This window comes from Oceanimonas smirnovii ATCC BAA-899, from assembly GCF_000381965.1.
In the GTDB taxonomy this organism is placed as follows: domain Bacteria; phylum Pseudomonadota; class Gammaproteobacteria; order Enterobacterales; family Aeromonadaceae; genus Oceanimonas; species Oceanimonas smirnovii.
Genome location: NZ_KB908455.1, coordinates 247,280 through 265,765, shown reverse-complemented (window position 1 = coordinate 265,765; position 18,486 = coordinate 247,280). Strand labels below are relative to the sequence as shown.

Annotated in this window: 32 protein-coding genes; 19 read left to right on the top strand and 13 right to left on the bottom strand. The window is 55.5% G+C overall.

All coding sequences use genetic code 11. The annotated features are described in order from the left end of the window. Window positions 1–3 precede the first annotated feature (3 nt). From G364_RS0104170 to G364_RS0104135, 8 genes are all read right to left on the bottom strand, one after another. A complete protein-coding gene (locus G364_RS0104170; protein WP_019933898.1) occupies window positions 4–195 on the bottom strand; it encodes a hypothetical protein in 192 nt (63 codons plus the stop codon). Then, on the bottom strand, window positions 195–1,235 hold the full coding sequence (locus G364_RS16815) for a phage N-6-adenine-methyltransferase (RefSeq protein ID WP_019933897.1): 1,041 nt from the start codon (window positions 1,233–1,235) through the stop codon (window positions 195–197). The genes G364_RS0104170 and G364_RS16815 overlap by 1 nt, the downstream gene beginning before the upstream one ends. Window positions 1,236–1,247: 12 nt before the next feature. Continuing rightward, the gene (locus G364_RS16810; RefSeq protein WP_019933896.1) at window positions 1,248–2,051 is read right to left on the bottom strand and encodes a hypothetical protein; all 804 of its coding nucleotides are present in this window, start codon (window positions 2,049–2,051) and stop codon (window positions 1,248–1,250) included. Between the two features lie 20 nt (window positions 2,052–2,071). Continuing rightward, on the bottom strand, window positions 2,072–2,281 hold the full coding sequence (locus G364_RS0104155) for a helix-turn-helix domain-containing protein (RefSeq protein WP_019933895.1): 210 nt from the start codon (window positions 2,279–2,281) through the stop codon (window positions 2,072–2,074). After that, window positions 2,278–2,550, bottom strand: coding sequence for a hypothetical protein (locus tag G364_RS0104150; RefSeq protein ID WP_156816431.1), 273 nt, complete (start codon window positions 2,548–2,550; stop codon window positions 2,278–2,280). Before G364_RS0104150 ends, G364_RS0104155 begins: the two co-directional genes overlap by 4 nt. Before the next feature lie 7 nt (window positions 2,551–2,557). Then, complete coding sequence (locus tag G364_RS0104145; RefSeq protein ID WP_019933893.1) at window positions 2,558–2,785, bottom strand: hypothetical protein; 228 nt, start codon at window positions 2,783–2,785, stop codon at window positions 2,558–2,560. A gap of 52 nt (window positions 2,786–2,837) precedes the next feature. Beyond that, window positions 2,838–3,749, bottom strand: a complete 912-nt coding sequence (rdgC, locus tag G364_RS0104140) for a recombination-associated protein RdgC (RefSeq protein WP_019933892.1) — start codon at window positions 3,747–3,749, stop codon at window positions 2,838–2,840. Between the two features lie 207 nt (window positions 3,750–3,956). After that, window positions 3,957–5,303 carry an AAA family ATPase gene (locus G364_RS0104135; protein ID WP_019933891.1) on the bottom strand — a complete coding sequence of 449 codons (1,347 nt, stop codon included), beginning with the start codon at window positions 5,301–5,303 and terminating at the stop codon, window positions 3,957–3,959. A 264-nt stretch (window positions 5,304–5,567) separates the two neighbouring features. On the opposite strand from G364_RS0104135, the gene G364_RS0104130 reads away from it, so the two are divergent. Then, window positions 5,568–5,801, top strand: coding sequence for a hypothetical protein (locus tag G364_RS0104130; RefSeq protein ID WP_019933890.1), 234 nt, complete (start codon window positions 5,568–5,570; stop codon window positions 5,799–5,801). Here the strand turns inward: G364_RS0104130 and G364_RS0104125 are convergent. After that, window positions 5,776–6,012, bottom strand: a complete 237-nt coding sequence (locus G364_RS0104125) for a hypothetical protein (protein ID WP_019933889.1) — start codon at window positions 6,010–6,012, stop codon at window positions 5,776–5,778. The two genes, G364_RS0104130 and G364_RS0104125, sit on opposite strands and share 26 nt — an antisense overlap. A 439-nt stretch (window positions 6,013–6,451) precedes the next feature. On the opposite strand from G364_RS0104125, the gene G364_RS0104120 reads away from it, so the two are divergent. After that, a complete protein-coding gene (locus tag G364_RS0104120; RefSeq protein ID WP_019933888.1) occupies window positions 6,452–7,366 on the top strand; it encodes a BRCT domain-containing protein in 915 nt (304 codons plus the stop codon). Window positions 7,367–7,411: 45 nt separating this feature from the next. On the opposite strand, the gene G364_RS0104115 is transcribed toward G364_RS0104120, so the two are convergent. From G364_RS0104115 to G364_RS0104100, 4 genes are all read right to left on the bottom strand, one after another. Then, entirely contained in the window at window positions 7,412–7,834 is a 423-nt protein-coding gene (locus G364_RS0104115) for a hypothetical protein (protein ID WP_019933887.1), read from the bottom strand. A 134-nt stretch (window positions 7,835–7,968) separates the two neighbouring features. Further along, window positions 7,969–8,790, bottom strand: a complete 822-nt coding sequence (locus G364_RS16320) for a DUF3037 domain-containing protein (RefSeq protein ID WP_019933886.1) — start codon at window positions 8,788–8,790, stop codon at window positions 7,969–7,971. Then, window positions 8,787–9,533, bottom strand: a complete 747-nt coding sequence (locus tag G364_RS0104105; protein WP_019933885.1) for a HipA family kinase — start codon at window positions 9,531–9,533, stop codon at window positions 8,787–8,789. The genes G364_RS16320 and G364_RS0104105 overlap by 4 nt, the downstream gene beginning before the upstream one ends. A 9-nt stretch (window positions 9,534–9,542) precedes the next feature. Beyond that, window positions 9,543–10,166, bottom strand: coding sequence for a LexA family protein (locus G364_RS0104100; RefSeq protein ID WP_019933884.1), 624 nt, complete (start codon window positions 10,164–10,166; stop codon window positions 9,543–9,545). Between the two features lie 103 nt (window positions 10,167–10,269). Here G364_RS0104100 and G364_RS0104095 point away from each other — a divergent pair, with 103 nt between their 5' ends. The 17 genes from G364_RS0104095 (at window position 10,270) to G364_RS17145 (ending at window position 18,435) form a co-directional block, all read left to right on the top strand. Next, window positions 10,270–10,461, top strand: coding sequence for a Cro/CI family transcriptional regulator (locus G364_RS0104095; RefSeq protein WP_169336646.1), 192 nt, complete (start codon window positions 10,270–10,272; stop codon window positions 10,459–10,461). 35 nt (window positions 10,462–10,496) lie between these two features. Next, window positions 10,497–11,009 carry a phage regulatory CII family protein gene (locus G364_RS0104090; protein ID WP_245541372.1) on the top strand — a complete coding sequence of 171 codons (513 nt, stop codon included), beginning with the start codon at window positions 10,497–10,499 and terminating at the stop codon, window positions 11,007–11,009. Window positions 11,010–11,084: 75 nt separating this feature from the next. Continuing rightward, on the top strand, window positions 11,085–11,246 hold the full coding sequence (locus G364_RS17150) for a hypothetical protein (RefSeq protein ID WP_019933881.1): 162 nt from the start codon (window positions 11,085–11,087) through the stop codon (window positions 11,244–11,246). After that, a complete protein-coding gene (locus G364_RS0104080) occupies window positions 11,239–12,270 on the top strand; it encodes a conserved phage C-terminal domain-containing protein (protein ID WP_019933880.1) in 1,032 nt (343 codons plus the stop codon). The genes G364_RS17150 and G364_RS0104080 overlap by 8 nt, the downstream gene beginning before the upstream one ends. 11 nt (window positions 12,271–12,281) lie before the next feature. Continuing rightward, the gene (locus G364_RS0104075) at window positions 12,282–12,773 is read left to right on the top strand and encodes a hypothetical protein (RefSeq protein WP_019933879.1); all 492 of its coding nucleotides are present in this window, start codon (window positions 12,282–12,284) and stop codon (window positions 12,771–12,773) included. A 76-nt stretch (window positions 12,774–12,849) separates the two neighbouring features. Then, window positions 12,850–13,083 (top strand): hypothetical protein, encoded by a 234-nt coding sequence (locus G364_RS0104065; RefSeq protein WP_040614447.1) that lies wholly within the window; start codon window positions 12,850–12,852, stop codon window positions 13,081–13,083. Next, window positions 13,080–13,763, top strand: coding sequence for a Rha family transcriptional regulator (locus G364_RS0104060; protein ID WP_019933877.1), 684 nt, complete (start codon window positions 13,080–13,082; stop codon window positions 13,761–13,763). The genes G364_RS0104065 and G364_RS0104060 overlap by 4 nt, the downstream gene beginning before the upstream one ends. Window positions 13,764–13,856: 93 nt before the next feature. Next, window positions 13,857–14,090, top strand: coding sequence for a hypothetical protein (locus G364_RS0104050; RefSeq protein ID WP_019933875.1), 234 nt, complete (start codon window positions 13,857–13,859; stop codon window positions 14,088–14,090). Continuing rightward, window positions 14,087–14,347: a hypothetical protein gene (locus tag G364_RS0104045; protein ID WP_019933874.1), complete on the top strand. Its 261-nt coding sequence runs from the start codon at window positions 14,087–14,089 to the stop codon at window positions 14,345–14,347. The genes G364_RS0104050 and G364_RS0104045 overlap by 4 nt, the downstream gene beginning before the upstream one ends. After that, window positions 14,344–15,369, top strand: a complete 1,026-nt coding sequence (locus tag G364_RS16805) for a DUF968 domain-containing protein (RefSeq protein ID WP_019933873.1) — start codon at window positions 14,344–14,346, stop codon at window positions 15,367–15,369. Before G364_RS0104045 ends, G364_RS16805 begins: the two co-directional genes overlap by 4 nt. Beyond that, the gene (locus tag G364_RS0104035) at window positions 15,366–15,731 is read left to right on the top strand and encodes a RusA family crossover junction endodeoxyribonuclease (protein ID WP_019933872.1); all 366 of its coding nucleotides are present in this window, start codon (window positions 15,366–15,368) and stop codon (window positions 15,729–15,731) included. The genes G364_RS16805 and G364_RS0104035 overlap by 4 nt, the downstream gene beginning before the upstream one ends. Before the next feature lie 10 nt (window positions 15,732–15,741). Beyond that, window positions 15,742–16,092: an antiterminator Q family protein gene (locus G364_RS16800; protein ID WP_019933871.1), complete on the top strand. Its 351-nt coding sequence runs from the start codon at window positions 15,742–15,744 to the stop codon at window positions 16,090–16,092. Window positions 16,093–16,246: 154 nt separating this feature from the next. After that, the gene (locus G364_RS0104025) at window positions 16,247–16,534 is read left to right on the top strand and encodes a hypothetical protein (protein ID WP_019933870.1); all 288 of its coding nucleotides are present in this window, start codon (window positions 16,247–16,249) and stop codon (window positions 16,532–16,534) included. Between the two features lie 46 nt (window positions 16,535–16,580). Continuing rightward, window positions 16,581–16,958: an Aca2/YdiL-like domain-containing protein gene (locus G364_RS0104020; RefSeq protein ID WP_019933869.1), complete on the top strand. Its 378-nt coding sequence runs from the start codon at window positions 16,581–16,583 to the stop codon at window positions 16,956–16,958. Between the two features lie 225 nt (window positions 16,959–17,183). After that, on the top strand, window positions 17,184–17,534 hold the full coding sequence (locus tag G364_RS0104015; protein ID WP_019933868.1) for a phage holin family protein: 351 nt from the start codon (window positions 17,184–17,186) through the stop codon (window positions 17,532–17,534). After that, the gene (locus tag G364_RS0104010; RefSeq protein ID WP_019933867.1) at window positions 17,531–17,926 is read left to right on the top strand and encodes a M15 family metallopeptidase; all 396 of its coding nucleotides are present in this window, start codon (window positions 17,531–17,533) and stop codon (window positions 17,924–17,926) included. Before G364_RS0104015 ends, G364_RS0104010 begins: the two co-directional genes overlap by 4 nt. Beyond that, a complete protein-coding gene (locus G364_RS17145; RefSeq protein ID WP_019933866.1) occupies window positions 17,923–18,435 on the top strand; it encodes a lysis system i-spanin subunit Rz in 513 nt (170 codons plus the stop codon). The genes G364_RS0104010 and G364_RS17145 overlap by 4 nt, the downstream gene beginning before the upstream one ends. Window positions 18,436–18,486: the final 51 nt, after the last annotated feature.

The following is an 18,486-nucleotide window of genomic DNA, read 5'->3' as shown; positions in this document are numbered from 1 at the left end:
CTCCTATGCTGATACGCCAAAATCAATCCGCACTCTGCCGGTGGGCATTTGTTGAATGCGGGCGGCCTCGCGGCCGTTGCGATAGAACCAGCGACCGCGGGGGTCGTGGTGGCTGTAGTGGTATTTGAGCCGGGCCAGCAGGCCGTCGGCCCGGGCGATGTCTTTCAGGGTGCGGTGGTGCTGAGGTGCAAACATCAGGCGGTAACCTCTTGTTGCTTTTTGAACTGGGTAATGACTTCGATGATGCTGGTGTCTTTCATGGCGTTGCGGGCCACCAGTTCGGCCACGGCATCGGCCATGCTTTCTGCCTGGGTAACATCGTAGTGACCAAGGGCGCGACCAAAGGCACCTATTTGCCTGCACTGATGCTGATCAAGGCCGGATATAGTCACATGGTTATCGCCGTCTGCTGTTTCAGCCACCAGGGCGGCCCGCAGCTGGCGCACACTGTAGGTGGGCAAGCGGCCAAACATCACAACCAGGGCGGCAATAAAGTGGTTAAAACTGTCGGCATGAAGTTCGCCATTGATCCAAAGGTGGTACAGATCGGCGGGGGTAAAGTCGGTGGGCTCGTCTTGCTCGGTGAGCTCCGTGGATAACGGCTGCTGCTCCGTAGATAACGGCACCGACTCCGGTGATAGCGGGTGCTGCTCCGTAGATTGCGCGTCAAAATCCCACGGCACCGGCCGGCCATGAACAGCAATCAGATGATCCGGATCGTCAATTAACCGCTGGCCCTGCTGCAGTAGTTCTGCCCGGGTGACGTAACTGCGCCGTGGGTTGCCTTGCCGGCCGTAGGGGTCGAACACCAGAATGGTACTTCCCTTGCTGTTGCCGGATACCGGCTCACCGGTGAGCGCGTTGATGAACGCCAGCCGGCCGGCTACCACTTCACGAATTTCATTGCAGTGCTGCAGGGCCTGGTAGTACCAGCCGACCGAGGTGTCTGCCATCACCAGCATAACGGTGCCAATGCCAACCCGTTGCAAAGTAATAGCCTGCTCTACCCAGGGGCCAATGGCCGAATAGGGCGGATTGCACCAGACGTATCCACCGGCGGGGATGGACACCTGCAACCGTGAGGGGGTCATATCGCTCAGGGCGTCGTCGGCTTCGGTGAGGTAGTAGGGATGCTTGGCATTGCTGTGGCTGGCGCAGAGGTCAGCCTTAAAATCAAATTCGGCATCAAGGGCCAGATACACCGGCAATGGCGTGGCCCAACTGTCTCGGCTCACGGTTTGCGCTCCTTAAAGTTTGAAGATGTCTTTTTCTGGATTGGGACCATCCAGTCTTACCCTTAAGGTTTTTGTGTTAACCCCATCTCGGTAATGTCTGTAAGCTTTGAAGGTAAGGGCTAATTTGTATGCTTGCGTTAACCTTGTGCGGCTAAGGCGATCCTCCATGAGCCTGTCCCTTAATAGCAAAGTTGATGTTAATCCAGGTGAAATTATTCCGCTCTCTAGCTCACCCCAAAAGCCGCAAGCTGATTTCGGATCATCATTCATGAAGGCCATAAGACAAAAAGCTGAATTGCTTGAACTTAAGTATCTTTTTGTCCATTTAGACAGGGCTTTTTGTGCGCATCCGTGAATCATTGGGTTGTTATCAATGAAGTCCATTATCTGAGTGCTTGTGGGCTTCTTATCTGGACTTCCAATTGTTGGGTTTCCGTACCCTTTCCACCTTATGTAAAGAGAGGCTGCGGCCGCAACGGTGTTGTAATTTTTCACTCCGTTTACTGCAAGCCTATCGCCAGTTGTTCTGGATTTTCCACCATCAATTGTTTTGAAAGAGTCTCTTGGAAGACCTGTAATAAGAATTGCAGGTAATGGTATTTTTGAGATTATCACTGCATTCAGTCGGTGCTGACCATCAAGTAAAGTTCCATCATCAGCCACCCTTATTGTGTCGCCGTTAAACTGCCACTCACCACGAATCATGGCGTCAGATAACGCTTTGGCCCTATCCATAGAGCAAGGCCTGTTTGCTGTGTTCTTTTTAAGCAAGCCCTCCGCCATAGAGGGTGTTATGATCAATTTTTCGATATTCATTCTTTGCTCCATATCCATGGTTAGTTGCAGGCATTGTTTTCTAGCCACGCATCAAGATCCGCTTTCATGTAAATCGTCTTTCTGCCGCAACGGTGGTATTTAATTTTCTGTTTGCCGGTGCTGGCCCAGTTCGCAAGGGTTTTTTCTGCAAGGCCCAGATAAGCGGCGGCCTCTTTACGGGTAAAACGGGGGTTGGCGTCCAGCTCAGCAGTCAGTCTTTGCTTGCTCATTGTGTCTCATTCAGCTCGGCCAGCAGGCCGGTTAACAGCTCAGCCTCGGTGGCATCGTTAATGTCCATGGTGAACACCACCCGGCTGTCCGGTGACTCCACATGCAGCCGGTGATGGGCAATTGTCTTGCCGGGCGGGTATAGGGTGCAGAACTGGGGCCAGGTGAAGATGCTGCCCACGCCCCTAAGTGAAATTTGCAGCTCGTCGTCTTCGCCGAATGCAACAATGTTGATTTGAGCCTTGGGCAGGGTGAGTAATTCTCTGTCCATGGTGACCTCAAACACATAAAGAACTATGGACGCGAACCCAGTTTCTGGCTGCCTGAAATACTGCTTCCCGGTCACCATTTTTAAGGCCATAAACCATGGCCTCTACATGCGGATCGCCGAGGTCAATGCCAGTAATCAAGCCAAGTTCGCGCAACTCTTCTTTGCTTAGTTCATCGAGGTCGATTTCAACTTCCACATCTACTTCGGTGCTGATGGTCTTCGTGATAGAACCCATGATGGCGCTCCTTGCTGGTTGGTAATGAACGGCGGATTGGGGAGTGGTGTGTTTATGCTGCGCTTTCCTCGCCACCCATGGCCTCGACCAGATCGGCAATGAAGCGGGACAGCTCACCGGTGATGAGGGTAAAGTCGGCGTCGAAGCGGGCGGCGGGGTCTTCGCTGGTCACATCGTCGTTCTGCTCGCGCAGCTCTTCTGAAAACTTCATGCGGCGAACGCTCATGTCATCCTTGAGCACAAAGCTCAGGCTGTCGGCCCAGTTCAGTGCCAGGCTGACGGCGAGCTTGTCGGCGTCCAGGTGAGCTTTCATTTCGTCGGTGAGCAGATCCTGCTGTTTGGCGCGAATGATGCCGCCATGCTCCAGGGCGGAGCGCAGCTCGGCCTCGTCTTCCAAGGCGAACCCGGCAGGGGCGGTACCCTCTTTCAGCCAGTCGGTAAGGGTCAGCTCCGGTGGTGTGGTCATGGCCAGCGGTACCACAGGCAGCGAGCCGATGCTCTTGCGTAACAGGGCCAGCACATCTTCGGCGCGTTTGGCGGAGCTCGCATCCACGGCAATAAAGCCGGCATCCGGGTTTATCCAGGCAACGGTTTGCTGATAACGGCTGAACGCACGGGGCAGCAGGCTGACGACCACCTCTTCCTTGATGGTATCCTTTTCTTTTTTCTTCAGCGCCCGGCCTTCCTCGGCCTCCATTGCTTCCACCTTCTCGGCTACTTCGTCGTTTACCACCGAACCGGGAAGCATCTTCTCTTCCTTCTTCGCGCACAGCAGGATCTGGTTGCCAGATACGTGGGTCAGCGTTTCGCCCTGCTTGCCCAGTGGCGGCACCCAGCCGAACCGGCTTAACTCCTGACTACTGCAGGGAGCGAAGGGGAGCTCTTCAAGGTAGGCATCCAGTTCTTCGGCGGTTAGGGTGAACGGGCGGGTAAATCGGTAGATGTGCAGGTTCTTGAACCACATGCTCTTTGTCCTTGTGGGTAAAAAGAGCCCGGGCGAACCGGGCAAAAACGAGAGTTGTCAGTAATGCCTGAATGCTGGTTGCCCAGCGCCAAACGCACTCCCATCAACAAGGTGTTGAGAAGGAACGGAACAAGGGGGAATGCGCTTGGCGGTGGGAAATGTGTTGGCCGGCTATGATTACCGGCCTTTAGATGAGAAGGCTGTGTCTTACTTTCGGTTTTGGGATGCGAGCCGTTCAACTTCAGTCAGCGGCTGATAATGCCTTTGTTTTCCTGTGGGTGTGCGAACGGATGGCTCCATAGCGGTATAATGCCGGTAAAAGTCCAGCTCTACCCCGTTACTCTCGGCAAACATGCGCACGTATCCGCGCAACATGTTTTCTTTGAAGCGGTACCACATGGGGCGATTACCCAAAGCCGGAACAACGATCTCCCCAAAACTTTCTTTTTTGAGGTTATTAAACCGCCGATCGAACTGTGCCTTTTCCAGCTGGGCAACATCGAGGTGCTTACAAATGGCATGAAGAGAAGCCATGATGGCGCTCTTATGGCGCTGTAAGTCTGCTGAATCGGCCATGGCCCAGAGCAGGTGGTGATACATGTCTTCACGGCCTTCTGTGGCCATTACATAATCACGTTTGAGGGTTTCTGATACAGAATTAACCGCCTCGCTTAACCCTTCCAGAAATAACTTCCTGTCAACACTTTCCACGTTTTCTTGCTTGGCATAAGCACATTGCAGGATTTTTTCACACATCAAGTGCACATAATGTGGGTAGCCGTCGCTGAGGCCAGCAATCTTAAGCCTTGTTTCCTTATCGATGTCGATCTCAAATTCACCAAAAGCCCGCTTGATAATATCTTCCCTGCCATCCCAACAGAGGTTATCAAGTTTAGTCTGATGAATTTGTCGTTCGCTGGACTTATGGCCGCCAATCAGTGACATGAGGGAGTCACCAATGCCAGTAAAAATAAACTTGGTTTTACAGCCTTGGTCTCCCATGCTTTTGATCAGCACACCGAACTTTTGCCTTTCTTCTACAGATGTTATCTGGTCAAACTCGTCGATTACTACAAAGGGATGAGGTGAATGGTGTTGCTCCAAGGCAAAAAGAGCATTTACTGCCGATGAAACATTAGTAACAGGAGTCGCTGCTGGTGCCGGCTTATGAGACTTCTGATATTCAGCGCCGGTACCAGCGATCCCAAGCTTTACTTTGAGCTGACTCTCGGTGTGATGAGTCGCTGGCTGGCTGCCTCGAGTAATAACATCCTGAATAATGGATGCCATGGTTGAGTCGGGTTCGCAGCCAACCACTATGGGGTCTGTTGCTTCCTGAAGCTTATACGCCATTGTGTGTGCCAGTGAAGTTTTTCCCACTCCACGGTCACCATAAATAAAGACATGCCGACCTGGGGCATAAAGCGCAGCTTCAATATTGGCCATATCTTTTCCACGGCCAAACAGCATTTCTTCTGACTTAATGGGACAGGAAGGAAAAAGAACACGGTTCAGTCTTCTATAAAAAGAGCTGGCGTCCAGATTGGAAATCACATTATGTCCTCTTGTTGGAGCAGGCTGTCATACTACCATGGCTCCATTCTTGTTGTGACTGGCGCTCCGTGACGTGGAGCGGTCGGCCAAATCACCTTCGGGATGTCTTCTCAAAAGGAGTAGAAGGCTTTGGCTGCTGGTGTTACTCAACCCGCCACCTCCAGCTGGGCGGGGCGTTGCACATGGAAACTGGTTGCCCATTACGCCGGGCCAGCGCCGTGATATGGTTGGGATGCAAACGACAAACAACACACGGAGAAAACGATGGACGTCAACACTCAGGTTTCCAATTTACTGGTTGCAAATTCAGAGCTTGCGGGCAAAGTCAGCGCTTTAGAGTCAATTCTGGCTGTGCTGATCACCTTGATTGATAACCCTTCTGTGAATGAAGGGCTGAAAACGGTGCTTGCGAACGAGGAAGTGGTGAAGCAATTTGATGACCCAGAGTTCACCATGGCCTACCTGCAAACCGTCAGGAGCTTTCGCGACGTTTTCTAGCGGTCTGCCTTTCAAGCTGCTCCTTGAGTAACTTTTCTACTGTTTCCTGAGCTTTCTCGGTTAACTGTTTGAGCTGTTCTTCATTGCAGCGCTCAACTCTGGAAAGCTCATCCCGCACTATCTCGCGCACCCGTTCTTCGGTGAGCGGTTTCGGTAACACCCGCTCGCCTTTTTCAAGCTGCCAGGTATCCGGTTTGCTGTTCTCGTCCATATATCCTCCCTTGTTCAACGGTAAGGCCACTCAGCCCCCTGATTCGAACCCTGTCACAAGTAACGAATGCCAAGTGGCCTTGCCGTTGCCCCCAAGCCTGGGGGCGGGCTCACGCAGGCCCAACTCCTGCGGAGACTTCGGCAGTTATTCCCTGTCCTGGCGAACCGGGTAGGGGTCCGAACATTGCTGCCCGGGTATGGCGACTGCCTCGCGTGGGTCGGGTTGTTAAAGAGCGGTGCCGTGGTGGCTTGGCTAACAATATAAGTATGCTTATCTTTTGAGTCAAGCAGGCTTAGTAAGTTTTCTTATTTTTGTGCTGGTTGAGGGAAATCTAAATACGCTTGGTTTGAGCTGGATCGGGGCGGGGAGCGGGTATGGCTGGCTATACTGGCGGTTACCCAAGCGGGTATGGATAAACTCTGTCACAAGGAAAGCACGGATGACTCAATACGACGCACACGGCCAGCCGGTGGCGGCCTTTGGCTACTGGCGCAATCGCGACAAACTGCTCAACAACCTGGTGGGCATTCTCGACGGCATACTGGCCGACGGCCATATCGACGAACAGGAAGTGATTTACCTCGACACCTGGCTGAAGGATGCCAGCACCCTTGCGGGCAACTGGGCCTTCGACAGTCTGTGCAAACAGATCGAAGGCGTGCTGGAAGACGGCATTATTACTGCCGACGAGCTGGCGCATCTGCAGGAGGTGCTACCTTCACTGCTGCGGGCAGTGGTTGAGATGCCCAGCGTGGATTTTTACTCGGAAGAATCCGACAAACTGCTACTGGAAGGGCTGTGCAAGGGAGTAATGGCCAACCGGCTACTGAACGACGGCGAGGTGCGCTATCTCGACTGGTGGCTGGGGCAGAACATTCAGCTGAAGGCGAATTTCCCCGGTCGCGAACTTTATGCCCTGGTGCAGAAGGTCCTGGCCGACGGCCAGATCACCGAAGACGAACGCCAGGCTCTGGCTCAGGCCATAGAGCGTTACATTGGCAACCCACTGGAAGACGGCGCAGCTGATGGCATGGCCACCCGGCTACCGGTAGATATAAACCCGACATTATCACTGGAGGGAGCCTCAATTTGCTTTACTGGCCAGTTTCTTTCCGGCACCCGCAAGCAGTGCCAGGAGCGAGCCGCTATGCTGGGCGCGGCGGCAAAGACCAACGTTGTTAAGGATCTGGATTATCTGGTGATCGGCACTTTGTCTTCTCGCGATTGGCGCTTTTCCAATCATGGACGCAAAATCGAGAAGGCGCTGGAGTACCGGGAACGCTACCAGACCGCCCTGCAAATTCTGGATGAGGAAACCTGGGTTGCTCATCTGAAGCAGTCCGGCATTCGGTAGGCGCAAAAAAGCCCGCCTGGTGCGGGCTTGGTATCCATATCATGATTACTGAACTTTTACGGCAAGCTCGGTGATTTCATAATTTTCTGCTTTATGACATGCCCAGTTTGCTGTTGCTCGCGTGAAGCAAATTTCCCCATTGGGTGTTTTGGGCACTCTAAGCACTGCGGTAGGAGCTTGATTCTGAAGCATTAGTCCGTATCTGACTGTGATTGGCTTTAGGCCGGCCATGGTGATTATCGGGTTATTAACGGAATAATATGATGAGTTAGCATCCTCTCCTGATTTTACTGCAAAGCCAGAGGTTATGATGTAAGCCATTGAGTTAACGATGTCTTCTTTAATGTAGAGCGCGGCGGTGGTTAACTTCCCATCTTTTATTTGGGGTTGATAGTTGTAGGGAGGCGCAGCGCAACCCGCCATAAGCCATATTGCTGAAGACAGAGTGAGCCACCTCAAGATGTTCATGCTGATAGTGCTCCGTGGTAATGGTATTGCCGCCAGTGCGGCGCAGAGTGAGTCTGTAGTGTGCCATATTCTGTCGCAGGGTGGGCATGAAAAAGCCCGCACGGGGCGGGCAATTAAGTATTTCATTTTAACTGTTATTCAGCGTGGCTGCGGGCAAAGCTCAGCAGGTGATCTTCATCGTTAGCGTTAATGGCTACCATGCGTTCCCGCTTAAACTCATCGGCCACCAGTTTGGCCGCATTGGTCAGCTTTGTGTTAGCGGTCGGCATGGCCAAGGGCAATAACACCCTGCCTGCCTCCAGTACTCCATGCCCTACCAGTCTGCGCAGTTTGCCAAACCATTTGTCGCCCTCTTCAATAATCTTAGTGGGCGAGTCGTGCTGCAGGTTTAGCGGCTTGATGGCACCAAGCACACCCAGCTTACCCTGGCTTACAAACGGTATTTTGGCTTCTACTAAGCCGTCAGTCAGCGTGCTACCTTTGTAGAATCTGGCAAGCTCATGCTCAACCAGTGTTTGGCGCATTTGCCGTTCCAGTAACACTTGGGGGGCTGCTTTTTGTGCGAAGCTGTGGCCAACATGGTGTTCATACAGTGCCTTTAACTCATCATCAAGAGCGCCTTGTAGCATGATGGGGCGGGCTGCACTAAATAGCATGATGCCTTCACGGTTTTTGGTGACCTCGGCAAACAGGCTTTTCAGTGACTCGGCATTCAGTGAATAAGCTAGCTGTTGCACCCGCTCAAGCTCTCTGGTGACATAACGAACTGCTTCACGCAGTACCGGTAGTTCAAGGTGCTCAAAGAAGTGGTTGATGCGTGCAAAGCTGCGATTGTTGATCATAAATCCAAAATAGCCAGCGGACGGGCAGCACAGTACAACACCGATGTTGGCGAACTCATCGGTTTCCCGGTAGGGCTTGAACTGCACAATGCTGTATAGGCTTGGGTAAGTCATGGCTCCACATCCTGCCAGAAGTCTGGCTTGTTACATTTCTCCAGTATAGGGCGAATATGATCGTCGATAACGTCGCAGCTTAACCGGTTATTTGCCTCATCATGCCACTCTTCCGGCATGCTGGCGACTATTGTGTTCAGGCTCCCCAAGGCCGTATCCAGCCGCTGGCCAAGGTCACACTGATCAACCAGGTCAATCCTGAAATCAGGGCGGTTATCATAGCCAAAAACATGTTCATGAGAAAAAGTATTTGGGACAAAGCCGGGGGTAAATGCCAAGTTGTGGTCGATAACCACTGGCTTTCTCTGGGCGTTGTCGTACAGCAGATTGACGTTACCACCGTGACTAGAAAGCATTCGATCGGCGTTTTGTATCCAGTAATCAAAGATAAATAGATCTCGCTTGAAGTTGCTGTCTAGTTCCAATGATTGGGCGTACGTCATGTCCATTGCGTTTGACACGAACGGCATGGCGAAAGAGTAATCGTGGTTGCTGCTCCATGAAAGGTTACTTTGCAGCGACCATAGGCAGCCAAAGTCGTAAATAATCACGGGAGTGGGGCAGGGTAACCCAAAGGCTCTTGCCAGGCCGGCGCTAACCCATTCGTAAACCAACTGTTCCGCAGGTAGGCTGTCCGGGCTTTTAACCATATAGGTAACATCGTCCATACCCTGGCAAAGGTAGGGATTCGAGCTACCTGCATTGGCTTGCTCAATGATTTCCTTTATCTGGATATAGTTCATAAATGCCCGTTAAAACGCCCGGCCGGAGAACACCACGGGGCCGACTAGGGTGCAGTTGCCGTTAATGGGGATGATCTTTTCGGGCCAGTCCTTGTTCAGCGGCTTGAGGTACTTCTGGCCGCCCTCGATTATCAGTTGTTTGAATGTCGCTTCGTTCTGGTCATCCAGCCGTGCTACCACATAGCTGCCATGCCGCCATTCGGCTTCCGGATCAATAAAAATCAGGTCACCGTCACGGAACAACGGCTCCATGCTCACCCCCTGCACTCTCAGCACAAAAGTGCGGTCACTGCAGTTAACGGGGCAGGGGAACAGCGAGGCCTCGGACGGGTGAACTTCGGTAATTTCATGCCAGGTGCCGGCGGCCACCCAGCTGATCAGCGGGAACTTGCCTTTGATCTCGGGGCCGGTGGCGATGTTGCTGCCGGTGAGCTTGCCGCCATGCAGGATGTAGTCAGGAGATACACCCAGAATCTTGGCTACCTTAAGCAGGCTCTCGCCGCTGAGACTGGTTTTGCCTGTCTCCCACTGAGTGACAGATGGGGCCTTCACGCCGACTCTTTTGGCTAACTCAGCCTGCGTTAGACCATGCTCTTTGCGGAGTTTTTTAACTCGCTCGCCAGCCGTTTCCATCCGAACCCCTCAGTTAAGAAATATAAGCTAGCTTATATCCTGTTGCCATAAGTATGCTTTGTCATTTAAGATAAGTATGCTTATCAAATTTGAGGCCCTAGCAATGAAAAAGGCAGAAGCGCTGAGCAAGTTCTCAAGCGACCCTAAACGACAAGTTGCACTGGCTGCGCAGATGCTGGGGATCACCAAAGAGGCGATCTACCAGTGGGATGAAAACGAGATACCTCAGTATCGAGCAACCCAAATTGAGCTCATGGCACTTCGCGGTGAGCTACCTGCTGATAAAGAAAAGTAACAGCCAGTTAATCGTCCACTTATTCAACTGAGACCATGATGACAGCGACACGCAAGAAAAACACGAGAAGCCCCAAACGAGTTTCACATAACGACCCGCTAGCCGCGGCTTACCTGCTGGGCCAGCAGCACAACATCAGTGAGCTGGCGCGGTTGCTGGGCAAGAGCGGCAACATCCTCAGCAATAAGCTTAATCCAGATTGCGACAGCCACCACCTGACATTGGCGGAAGCGGTGGCCATTACCGAGCTGGCCGACGACGACACCATTCTGGAGGCCTGGGCCCACAGCCGGGGCAAGGCGCTGGTGGCGGTGCCCTCCGGCGAGAGCACCGACGAAGAGCTGGCCGACCAGGTGATGCTGGTGAACGAGGTGATGGGCGCGGTGTTTTATGAAATGCGCGAGGCCCGTAAAGACGGGGTAATCGACCCGCAGGAGCACAGGACTATTACTGCTGCCGTGCAGAACGCAGTGCGCGAGCTGCTGAATTTGGAGGCCGATGTGGCGGCCAGTGTGCGTGAACTGGCGGCCAGCCGAGTTAAGGCCTGAATGTCAGGCAAGAAAAAGCCCGCTGATGCTTGGCGGCGATGCGGGCTTAATCAACAACCAATCGGAGCGATTGATATGCAAAAGAATAGCGAACAACACAACAAATCACAATGGCCAACCCTTCGGCATGGCAGGGGCATTTCGTTTGCGGCACTGGTTGAAGAAGCCCGCAGGATGAACGCGCTGCTGCTGGGTTATCTGGTACTGGCCAACACCCTGGGAGGGCGCAATGAGTAACGTAGTGGCTCTGAGAGCCGAGAACCGTGCGCAAATAACGACTCCCGTTAAAGAGCGGGGGCATAAGGTGGCCGAGAACAAACGCAGCGGGTTTGTGCTGCTTTATCGCAGTGTGCAAGACGCGCCCTTTAAACAGCAGCCTGAGCGCTTTTGTGTGTGGATCCACCTGCTGATGGAGGCCGGCTTTGAGGCGGGCGAGGTAACCTTTAACCGCAACGTGCTGCAGCGCAAGCGTGGCCAGGTGGTGACTTCTGCCCGGCAGCTGGCGCAGGCCTGTGGTGTGACTGAAGACAGCGCTCGCCGCTCTCTGGAATACTTTGAGCGTGAGGGCATGATCAGCCTGTTCACCAAGCGGGGCGCTCGTGGTTACAGCCAAGTCACTTTGACCAATTACGACGACTATCAGCGCGGAATTACAGAAACCTATTCCGCAGGTTTCGACGCCGATTTAAAACCCGCGCCACCACTGGCCCCAGAGGGTGATGCTGCCGAATTAGGTGCGGATTATCACGCCGAATTACACGCCGAAGATCTAAACAATAAAACAACTAAACAAGTTAAAGATCTGAGTAACCAGCCTTGTCCGGTTTCTGGCGAAACCGAACCGCATGCAGAGCAAGCCCCTGCTGGCGCTGATGTGGTGATTGACCACCTGAATCAGGTAACCGGCAGCCGCTACCAGAAAAAACAGACCAGCAAAAAGCCCATCAACGGCCGCCTGAACGAGGGCTTTGCCGTGGACGACCTGCGGCTGGTGGTGGACTTCAAGCACGAGCACTGGGGTGACAGCCCTGAATGGTCCCAATACTTGCGCCCATCCACCCTGTTCGGCACCGAGAAGTTTGTGTCTTACCTGAACGCGGCCCAGCGCTGGCACAGCATTGGCCGGCCCCGTTGCATCAACGGCCAGTGGGAAGGGTTCGAGCGCAAACGTCCTGCCAGCGCGGTGGCGCAAGCACAGGCCCAGTCTCAGGCCTATCAGGCGGAGCATGGCCCTGCCTACGACGACAACACGGTGTTTTGAGGGAGGTGCCCATGAACCAAGTTGCTGAGTTTCGTCCTGCCGGTGCGGTGCGTACCGAAGAGCAATCCATGGTGTCTTTGGTGCTGTTCATGACTGGTGAGCTGCTGCCCGAGATGATTTTCCACTGGCCGGTGGAGGCCAAGAAGGTGGGTGAGAACCTGCAGGGTGCTGCCCAGGGCTATGCCCGACCGCTGTGTGGCCAGGGCTTTACTCCGGCGCTGATTCGCCGTGCGCTGCAGGCCGAGGTGGAGAGCGAGCGGGAGTTTATGCCCAAGCCGATTGAGCTGGCCAACCGTTGCCGGGAGCTGATGGGCCACCAGCAGCGGGCAGAGCGCCCGGCGGTTACTGCCAGCATCAGCCCTGCGGCGGTGCGCATGATGGCCGAAAGCCGGCTGTGGTGTGCCGAACAGCAGGCAACCGACGAGCAGGTCCGGCAGGAGGCAGCCCGGGTAGCCGAAGAGTATCGCGCCCGTGGCGTGAAGGTGAGCGGGGAGGGGTGGTGATGGATGAGATGACCATTGGCAGCCTGCTGCTGACAGTAGTGCTGGTGTATGCCTGGCTGGCGCTGAGGGGGTGAGCGTGAGCAATAACGACAAGCTGCGCCGTTACATTGCGGGGCGGATCAAGCTTCAACGCCGGCAGGCCCTGCGTGATCTGGGCATGAGCCAGCCCACGGGCAACTCGGCACTGGGTGCGTTGGTGAAGTCGGGTGAGCTGGTGCCCATGGGTGACGGCTGGTATCGGGTAACAACCAGTGATCGGCAGCGGGAGCTGGTGCGGCTGGTGCTGTTTGGTGAAAGGAGAGCTGCATGAACGAACTGATAAACCGGTCAGCCGAGCTGACTATGAGCAGCATGGACATTGCCGAGCTTTGCGAAAAGCGGCACGACCACGTGATGCGCGACATTCGCAAGATGCTGGAGGAGCTGGATTTGCCCACTCCCCAATTTTCGGGAGTGTACCGGGCCGACAATGGCCAGCAGTACGAGTGCTTCAACCTGCCGCGCCGCGAGTGCGACATCTTGATGGCGGGTTACAGCATTCGGTATCGGGCAGTCATTGTTGATCGCTGGCGTGAGCTGGAGCGATATGCCGCCGAGGGCCCGAAGTTGCCGACCACATTTGCCGAGGCCCTGCGTCTGGCCGCCGAGCAGGCCGAACGACTGGAGCAGCAGCAGGCTCAGCTGGCGCAGGCAGCCCCCAAGGTGGCTTTTGTGGATCGGTATGTAGACGCCACCGGCCTGCAGAACCTGAGCAACGTGGCCAAAATGCTGAGTTTCGGCCCGATCAAGTTCAGCCGGCTGCTGGCGGAAGACGGCATTCTCTATCGCTCCGGTGGTGCCCTGGTACCCAAGCAGGAGTTCATTGATAAGGGTTTGTTCCGGATCAAGACCGGCGAGGCCAATGGCCACAGCTGGATGCAGACCAAGGTGACGTCTAAAGGGGTGGACTGGCTGGCCCAGCGTTACGCCACCGAGGTGGTGGGGGCATGAGTGAGCTGGTAAGGGTTGGAGTCACTGTGATGTGGCTGGTGGTGGTAGCGCTGCTGATTATGGAGCTGCGGATCATGTGCAAGAGCGACGACGATGACGACTGGCCGATATAGCGGCAAGTGGCAGAACGTGGCCAACCCCGAGCAGACGCCGGAGCAGGCAGAAGACCTTCAGTTGGAGGCATGGGCCGCACTGCAGGTGTACAGCTTGCGCAAGGGGTGGATTGCCCGCTACCAGGTAACCAACGCACTGAACAGCATGAACGAACAAAAACAACAAAGAGCCAGACACTGGCTGAACTACTACCGGGGGAAGAGCGCAGAATGAATACCAGCAGAATGAACTGGAAACGAAAGAAGGCCAAAACCAGCATGATGCGTCGGCAAACCAATGAGCAGCTGGCACTGAACCGCAGCCGAGACCGTGCTGCCAGCCTGCGCCGTGCTGTGAACACCGGTCTGGTCACCAGCCTGAGTGAGCTGCTGGCCATGGCTGAATCCCAAGAGAGCAAAGAACTGCGGGGCTCGGTGAGCCATGAGGCGCTGAAGCTGGCGCTGGAGATCCGCAACAAGGGGGCGGCATGACCCAGGCACTGCTGGCCAATGCGGAGTTTAACGACGCGCTGAATTTGATTTTGATCCGCCCGACCGATGGGGATTATTCTGCTATTCGTTCGATACTGGATAAAAATACAGTGCTGCTGCAGCCGGCACCGGAAGAGCTGGCTGGTAACCGTGTTGGGGTGATCAATCGCCCGGGTCGCCCTGAGGGTGGCATGAACTACGAGCTGGCGCTTACGTTCTTTCGCCATGGCGCTGTGGCCCAGGTGCTGGGTTGCCCTGAGCGGTTTAAAACGTGGCAGGGCCGTGCTGACCATTGCGCTATTCATGGGGATGATTGCGCCGGTGGCATTACCTGGACTGACGGCCTGTATCCGGTACCGGTGTGCTGGCATCACGACAATGCTCACCGCAAAGCGCCGATCACTGAACTGGTGCAGGCAGCCGACCGGCGTGTGCTGGCTTTTGGGCTGGCGCAGGTGGCGGAGTTTGTGGGCCGCAACCGTGCCAGTGAGGTGAGTGTGGCGGAGCTGGCCTGGTGGGCGGCAGCGCATGGGGTGCACGGCCTACTGCCGGAAGGGCTGGCGCGTAGCGCACTGGGGCGACAAAGCAAGCCGCTTGAGCGGGATACCGGCTGGGGCTGGAGGGACACTGACGCCCGTTACGACACTCAGGACCATATTGCGGATGTGCGCAACATGGTTAAGCCGATCAAGTTTTCGGTGGATCCGGAGCCGGCAGCTATGTACATGCTGCGGCCCAAACTGACCCGCTGGCAGAGTGAGGCCTATCTCAAGTTCGTGCGTTCCCAGCCGTGTGTGGTGACCGGTACCAATCAGGCAGTGGAAGCCCATCACCTGATCGGCCACGGCCATTCCGGCATGGCGACCAAGACCCACGACCTGCTGACCATTCCGCTGTGCCACCGGGAGCATATGCGCCTGCACGACCAGGGCTGGCAGCAGTGGGAGCGGGAACACGGCTCGCAACTGGATCATGTGCTGGCCACCATCAACAAAGCCGCAGGGCTGGGGGTGTTTGGATGATTTCACTGGAACTGCCGTGGCCGCCGTCCACTAATCAAATCTGGCGCAATGTGGCCGTGAAGGGTAAACCGCGCACGCTGCTGAGCAAGTCCGGCCGTGATTATCGTGCGCTGGTGGCGCGAACCGTGCTGGCGCAACGTGGCAACAAACAACTGGCTGGCCGTGTGCGGGTGGATGTGGTGGCGCAGGCACCGGATCGGCGGGCCCGTGATCTGGACAACATTCTTAAAGCCACTCTGGATGCGCTCACCCACGCCGGTGTGTGGCAGGACGACAGCCAGATAGACCGGTTGCTGGTTGAGCGGGGCGAAGTATGTAAGCCCGGCCGCCTGCTGGTGGCGATTCATTACGAACAAGAATAAGGGGGTGCGCATGAAACAGGTGAAACAACTGCTGGAGAACTGGGGCATCTGGGCCCGCTGCCGCCTGGGTACCGAATATGCCCCCGTGGCCATGGGCATGATGGATGCCGTGGAGTGGGAGAGCCGCACCTACCGGGGCGAGTGGAACGACGACATCGCGCTGGCGGTAGACCGCGCCGTGGCTGAATTAGGCCGATTCGATGAAGAGCTGCGCGAGCTGATGTTTCAGCACTATGTGTGTTCGGCCTCGGTGCGCCATTTGTCGCGGGTGACCAAGGTTCACCGGGAACGGCTGGCGCGGGATATTGAACGTGGGGAAATGTGGGTGGCTGCGAGAATGTTTGAGCTGGCGGCAAGATAAAAGCTCGCCCCCACGCTTCACCGTTAACCCCCAGGAAGCAGATTGGCTGATTTTTGTATTTTCTTTACTTTATCTCTTGCACTGTTCGCAATTGCGAACTAAGATGGAACCAGATTCGAGATTGGCTCGAATCACCTCTAAAGAGAGACACATCATGACTATCTATCTCAGCAACGCTATCGAAAACGCCACTTCCATTGAACAAGTCGTTGAACTGATCAATGAAGGAACTTGCGAGGGAATGGAAGGCATTGAGTTCACTGCCGATATACTTGCTGGTCAATACGCCTGGAGTGCCGCTAAAGATTTTGTTGATTCGGCAGGCATGACAGCTGATGACCTAGAAGCCCAGCTTGAGTTCCTAAGCGCCGCCGGCGCAGTATTCAGCGAGAGCGTCGCAGTAGATCATGGCTTGAAACTGGCCGCCGCCGACACCGAATAATCATCCCCGCCCCGCTACTGCGCGGGGCTTCGCCCTGGAAGAACTTATGACCCATTATGAACTGCAAGCCCTGCGCAAATTGCTAATGCTGGAAGTCTCCGAGGCCGCCCGCGAAATCGGCGATGTGTCGCCCCGCAGCTGGCAATATTGGGAAAGCGGCCGCAGCCCTGTGCCAGACGATGTGGCCAACCAGATCCGTAACTTGACAGATATGCGCTACCAGCTGCTTGAGCTTCGAACTGAGCAAATCGAAAAAGCAGGGAAGCCGATCCAGCTGAACTTTTACCGCACCTTGGACGACTATGAGGCAGTCACCGGCAAGCGCGATGTGGTGTCTTGGCGACTGACCCAGGCGGTGGCCGCCACCCTGTTTGCCGAAGGCGACGTCACTTTGGTTGAGCAAGGTGGACTGACCCTAGAGTAATTTGCGACCACAAACATCGATGTGGCCAGTGTTAATTTAAACAGTATGTATAAATATACTTGCTGTATGGCCGTCCAGCTGGTAGCCTCATTCAAGTACGCTCGGTAATTGCGCCCGAAGCGACAAAAATATTTTCAAGCCTTGGCACTCGCCGGGGCTTTTTCGTATCTAAGCCCGCCACTGAGCGGGCTTTTCTGTTTCTGTAGCCAGCATCACGGGCCATCTATGCCAAACGAAAAAATACCACTGCTGCAGCGGCTGGCGGAGGACGGCGGCCCGCTCTGGGGTTATCTCTGGTTCATCCTGCTGGCTGTCTGGGGCGGCACGGCTAACTACATATCCCGGGCCAGGCGCAACAAGAACCATGTGTTCAGTGCTGCCGAGCTCATGGGCGAGTGGGCCATTTCCGGTTTTGCCGGCCTGCTCAGTGCCTACATCTGCCACGAAATGGGCCTCTCGTTCTACGCCACGGCGGTAACCGCAGGCATTGCCGGCCACATGGGTGGCCGGGCCCTGTTCCTGATTGAAGACGTGATCCGCAAGCGGTTTCCGGTATTGGGGGAGAAAGACAAATGACATTCCGATTCAGCAAACGCAGTGAGCATAACCTGCAGGGTGTTCACCCGGATCTGATGGCGGTGGTGCGCAAGGCGCTGGCGCTGACGACCGTTGACTTCATGGTGACTGAGGGCGTGCGCACCAAGGAACGCCAGCAGGAGCTGGTGAAGCGTGGGGCCAGCCAGACCATGAACAGTCTGCATCTGCCTCAGGCAGACGGTTACGCCCATGCGGTGGACCTGGCCGCATGGGTGGGTGGGGTGCGCTGGGACTGGCCGCTCTACCACAAGATTGCCGAGGCCATGCAGCTGGCCGCCGCCGAACTGGGCATTCCCATTGAGTGGGGCGGCGACTGGACCAGCTTCAAGGATGGCCCGCACTTCCAGTTGCCCCGAGGGTACCGCGCATGATGAAGGCGCTGCCCTATGTGGCACCGGCGGCACTGGCCGCCCTGCTGGCCTGGGGCGTTGAGCATTACCGCCTGAGCGCCGAGCTGGCCAGCGTTCGCCGTGACCATGCCGAGCAGTTGCTTGCAATGGAGCAGGCCAACGCCGCCGAGCTTGCGCGGGCCACCCGTAAGGCCGAGAGCCTGCAGCAGCAGATCATTCAGTTGGATGAACAGCACACCAAGGAGCTGAGCCGTGCGCAACAAGATAACGATAACTTGCGGGACGCTGTGGATGCTGGCGTTAAGCGGCTGCGCATCCTCGCCAAGCGTCCTGCCAGTTGCCCAGTGCCCGGCACCACCGGCGATACCGGCTTGGGTGATGGAGCCGCCGTCGAACTCAGTGCTGCTGCTGGACGCGCTTATCACCGTCTCCGAGCCGGACTGACCAGCGACACCGCCAAGCTGCAGGCTTGCCAGACCATACTGAGGGAAATCTCTACCTCAAAACAAAAAGGTACTCCCGAGGGGTAGCCCGTCTACGGGTCTGCACAGTCGCGGGTTCTGGCTATTTGTGAAAATTTC

What these genes read in the sequence shown, in the direction of transcription:
- G364_RS17145 (WP_019933866.1), top strand. Translation starts at nt 17,923, where the DNA reads ATGATGAAGGCGCTGCCCTATGTGGCACCGGCGGCACTGGCCGCCCTG.
- G364_RS0104155 (WP_019933895.1), bottom strand. Translation starts at nt 2,281, where the DNA reads ATGAGCAAGCAAAGACTGACTGCTGAGCTGGACGCCAACCCCCGTTTT.
- G364_RS0104080 (WP_019933880.1), top strand. Translation starts at nt 11,239, where the DNA reads ATGAGTAACGTAGTGGCTCTGAGAGCCGAGAACCGTGCGCAAATAACG.
- rdgC (WP_019933892.1), bottom strand. Translation starts at nt 3,749, where the DNA reads ATGTGGTTCAAGAACCTGCACATCTACCGATTTACCCGCCCGTTCACC.
- G364_RS0104090 (WP_245541372.1), top strand. Translation starts at nt 10,497, where the DNA reads ATGATGACAGCGACACGCAAGAAAAACACGAGAAGCCCCAAACGAGTT.
- G364_RS0104075 (WP_019933879.1), top strand. Translation starts at nt 12,282, where the DNA reads ATGAACCAAGTTGCTGAGTTTCGTCCTGCCGGTGCGGTGCGTACCGAA.
- G364_RS0104015 (WP_019933868.1), top strand. Translation starts at nt 17,184, where the DNA reads ATGCCAAACGAAAAAATACCACTGCTGCAGCGGCTGGCGGAGGACGGC.
- G364_RS16800 (WP_019933871.1), top strand. Translation starts at nt 15,742, where the DNA reads ATGAAACAGGTGAAACAACTGCTGGAGAACTGGGGCATCTGGGCCCGC.
- G364_RS0104035 (WP_019933872.1), top strand. Translation starts at nt 15,366, where the DNA reads ATGATTTCACTGGAACTGCCGTGGCCGCCGTCCACTAATCAAATCTGG.
- G364_RS0104105 (WP_019933885.1), bottom strand. Translation starts at nt 9,533, where the DNA reads ATGAACTATATCCAGATAAAGGAAATCATTGAGCAAGCCAATGCAGGT.
- G364_RS0104115 (WP_019933887.1), bottom strand. Translation starts at nt 7,834, where the DNA reads ATGAACATCTTGAGGTGGCTCACTCTGTCTTCAGCAATATGGCTTATG.
- G364_RS0104100 (WP_019933884.1), bottom strand. Translation starts at nt 10,166, where the DNA reads ATGGAAACGGCTGGCGAGCGAGTTAAAAAACTCCGCAAAGAGCATGGT.
- G364_RS0104060 (WP_019933877.1), top strand. Translation starts at nt 13,080, where the DNA reads ATGAACGAACTGATAAACCGGTCAGCCGAGCTGACTATGAGCAGCATG.
- G364_RS0104125 (WP_019933889.1), bottom strand. Translation starts at nt 6,012, where the DNA reads ATGGACGAGAACAGCAAACCGGATACCTGGCAGCTTGAAAAAGGCGAG.
- G364_RS16320 (WP_019933886.1), bottom strand. Translation starts at nt 8,790, where the DNA reads ATGACTTACCCAAGCCTATACAGCATTGTGCAGTTCAAGCCCTACCGG.
- G364_RS0104025 (WP_019933870.1), top strand. Translation starts at nt 16,247, where the DNA reads ATGACTATCTATCTCAGCAACGCTATCGAAAACGCCACTTCCATTGAA.
- G364_RS0104145 (WP_019933893.1), bottom strand. Translation starts at nt 2,785, where the DNA reads ATGGGTTCTATCACGAAGACCATCAGCACCGAAGTAGATGTGGAAGTT.
- G364_RS0104045 (WP_019933874.1), top strand. Translation starts at nt 14,087, where the DNA reads ATGAATACCAGCAGAATGAACTGGAAACGAAAGAAGGCCAAAACCAGC.
- G364_RS0104050 (WP_019933875.1), top strand. Translation starts at nt 13,857, where the DNA reads ATGACGACTGGCCGATATAGCGGCAAGTGGCAGAACGTGGCCAACCCC.
- G364_RS0104130 (WP_019933890.1), top strand. Translation starts at nt 5,568, where the DNA reads ATGGACGTCAACACTCAGGTTTCCAATTTACTGGTTGCAAATTCAGAG.
- G364_RS0104150 (WP_156816431.1), bottom strand. Translation starts at nt 2,550, where the DNA reads ATGGACAGAGAATTACTCACCCTGCCCAAGGCTCAAATCAACATTGTT.
- G364_RS0104095 (WP_169336646.1), top strand. Translation starts at nt 10,270, where the DNA reads ATGAAAAAGGCAGAAGCGCTGAGCAAGTTCTCAAGCGACCCTAAACGA.
- G364_RS0104170 (WP_019933898.1), bottom strand. Translation starts at nt 195, where the DNA reads ATGTTTGCACCTCAGCACCACCGCACCCTGAAAGACATCGCCCGGGCC.
- G364_RS0104020 (WP_019933869.1), top strand. Translation starts at nt 16,581, where the DNA reads ATGACCCATTATGAACTGCAAGCCCTGCGCAAATTGCTAATGCTGGAA.
- G364_RS16805 (WP_019933873.1), top strand. Translation starts at nt 14,344, where the DNA reads ATGACCCAGGCACTGCTGGCCAATGCGGAGTTTAACGACGCGCTGAAT.
- G364_RS0104010 (WP_019933867.1), top strand. Translation starts at nt 17,531, where the DNA reads ATGACATTCCGATTCAGCAAACGCAGTGAGCATAACCTGCAGGGTGTT.
- G364_RS17150 (WP_019933881.1), top strand. Translation starts at nt 11,085, where the DNA reads ATGCAAAAGAATAGCGAACAACACAACAAATCACAATGGCCAACCCTT.
- G364_RS16810 (WP_019933896.1), bottom strand. Translation starts at nt 2,051, where the DNA reads ATGAATATCGAAAAATTGATCATAACACCCTCTATGGCGGAGGGCTTG.
- G364_RS0104120 (WP_019933888.1), top strand. Translation starts at nt 6,452, where the DNA reads ATGACTCAATACGACGCACACGGCCAGCCGGTGGCGGCCTTTGGCTAC.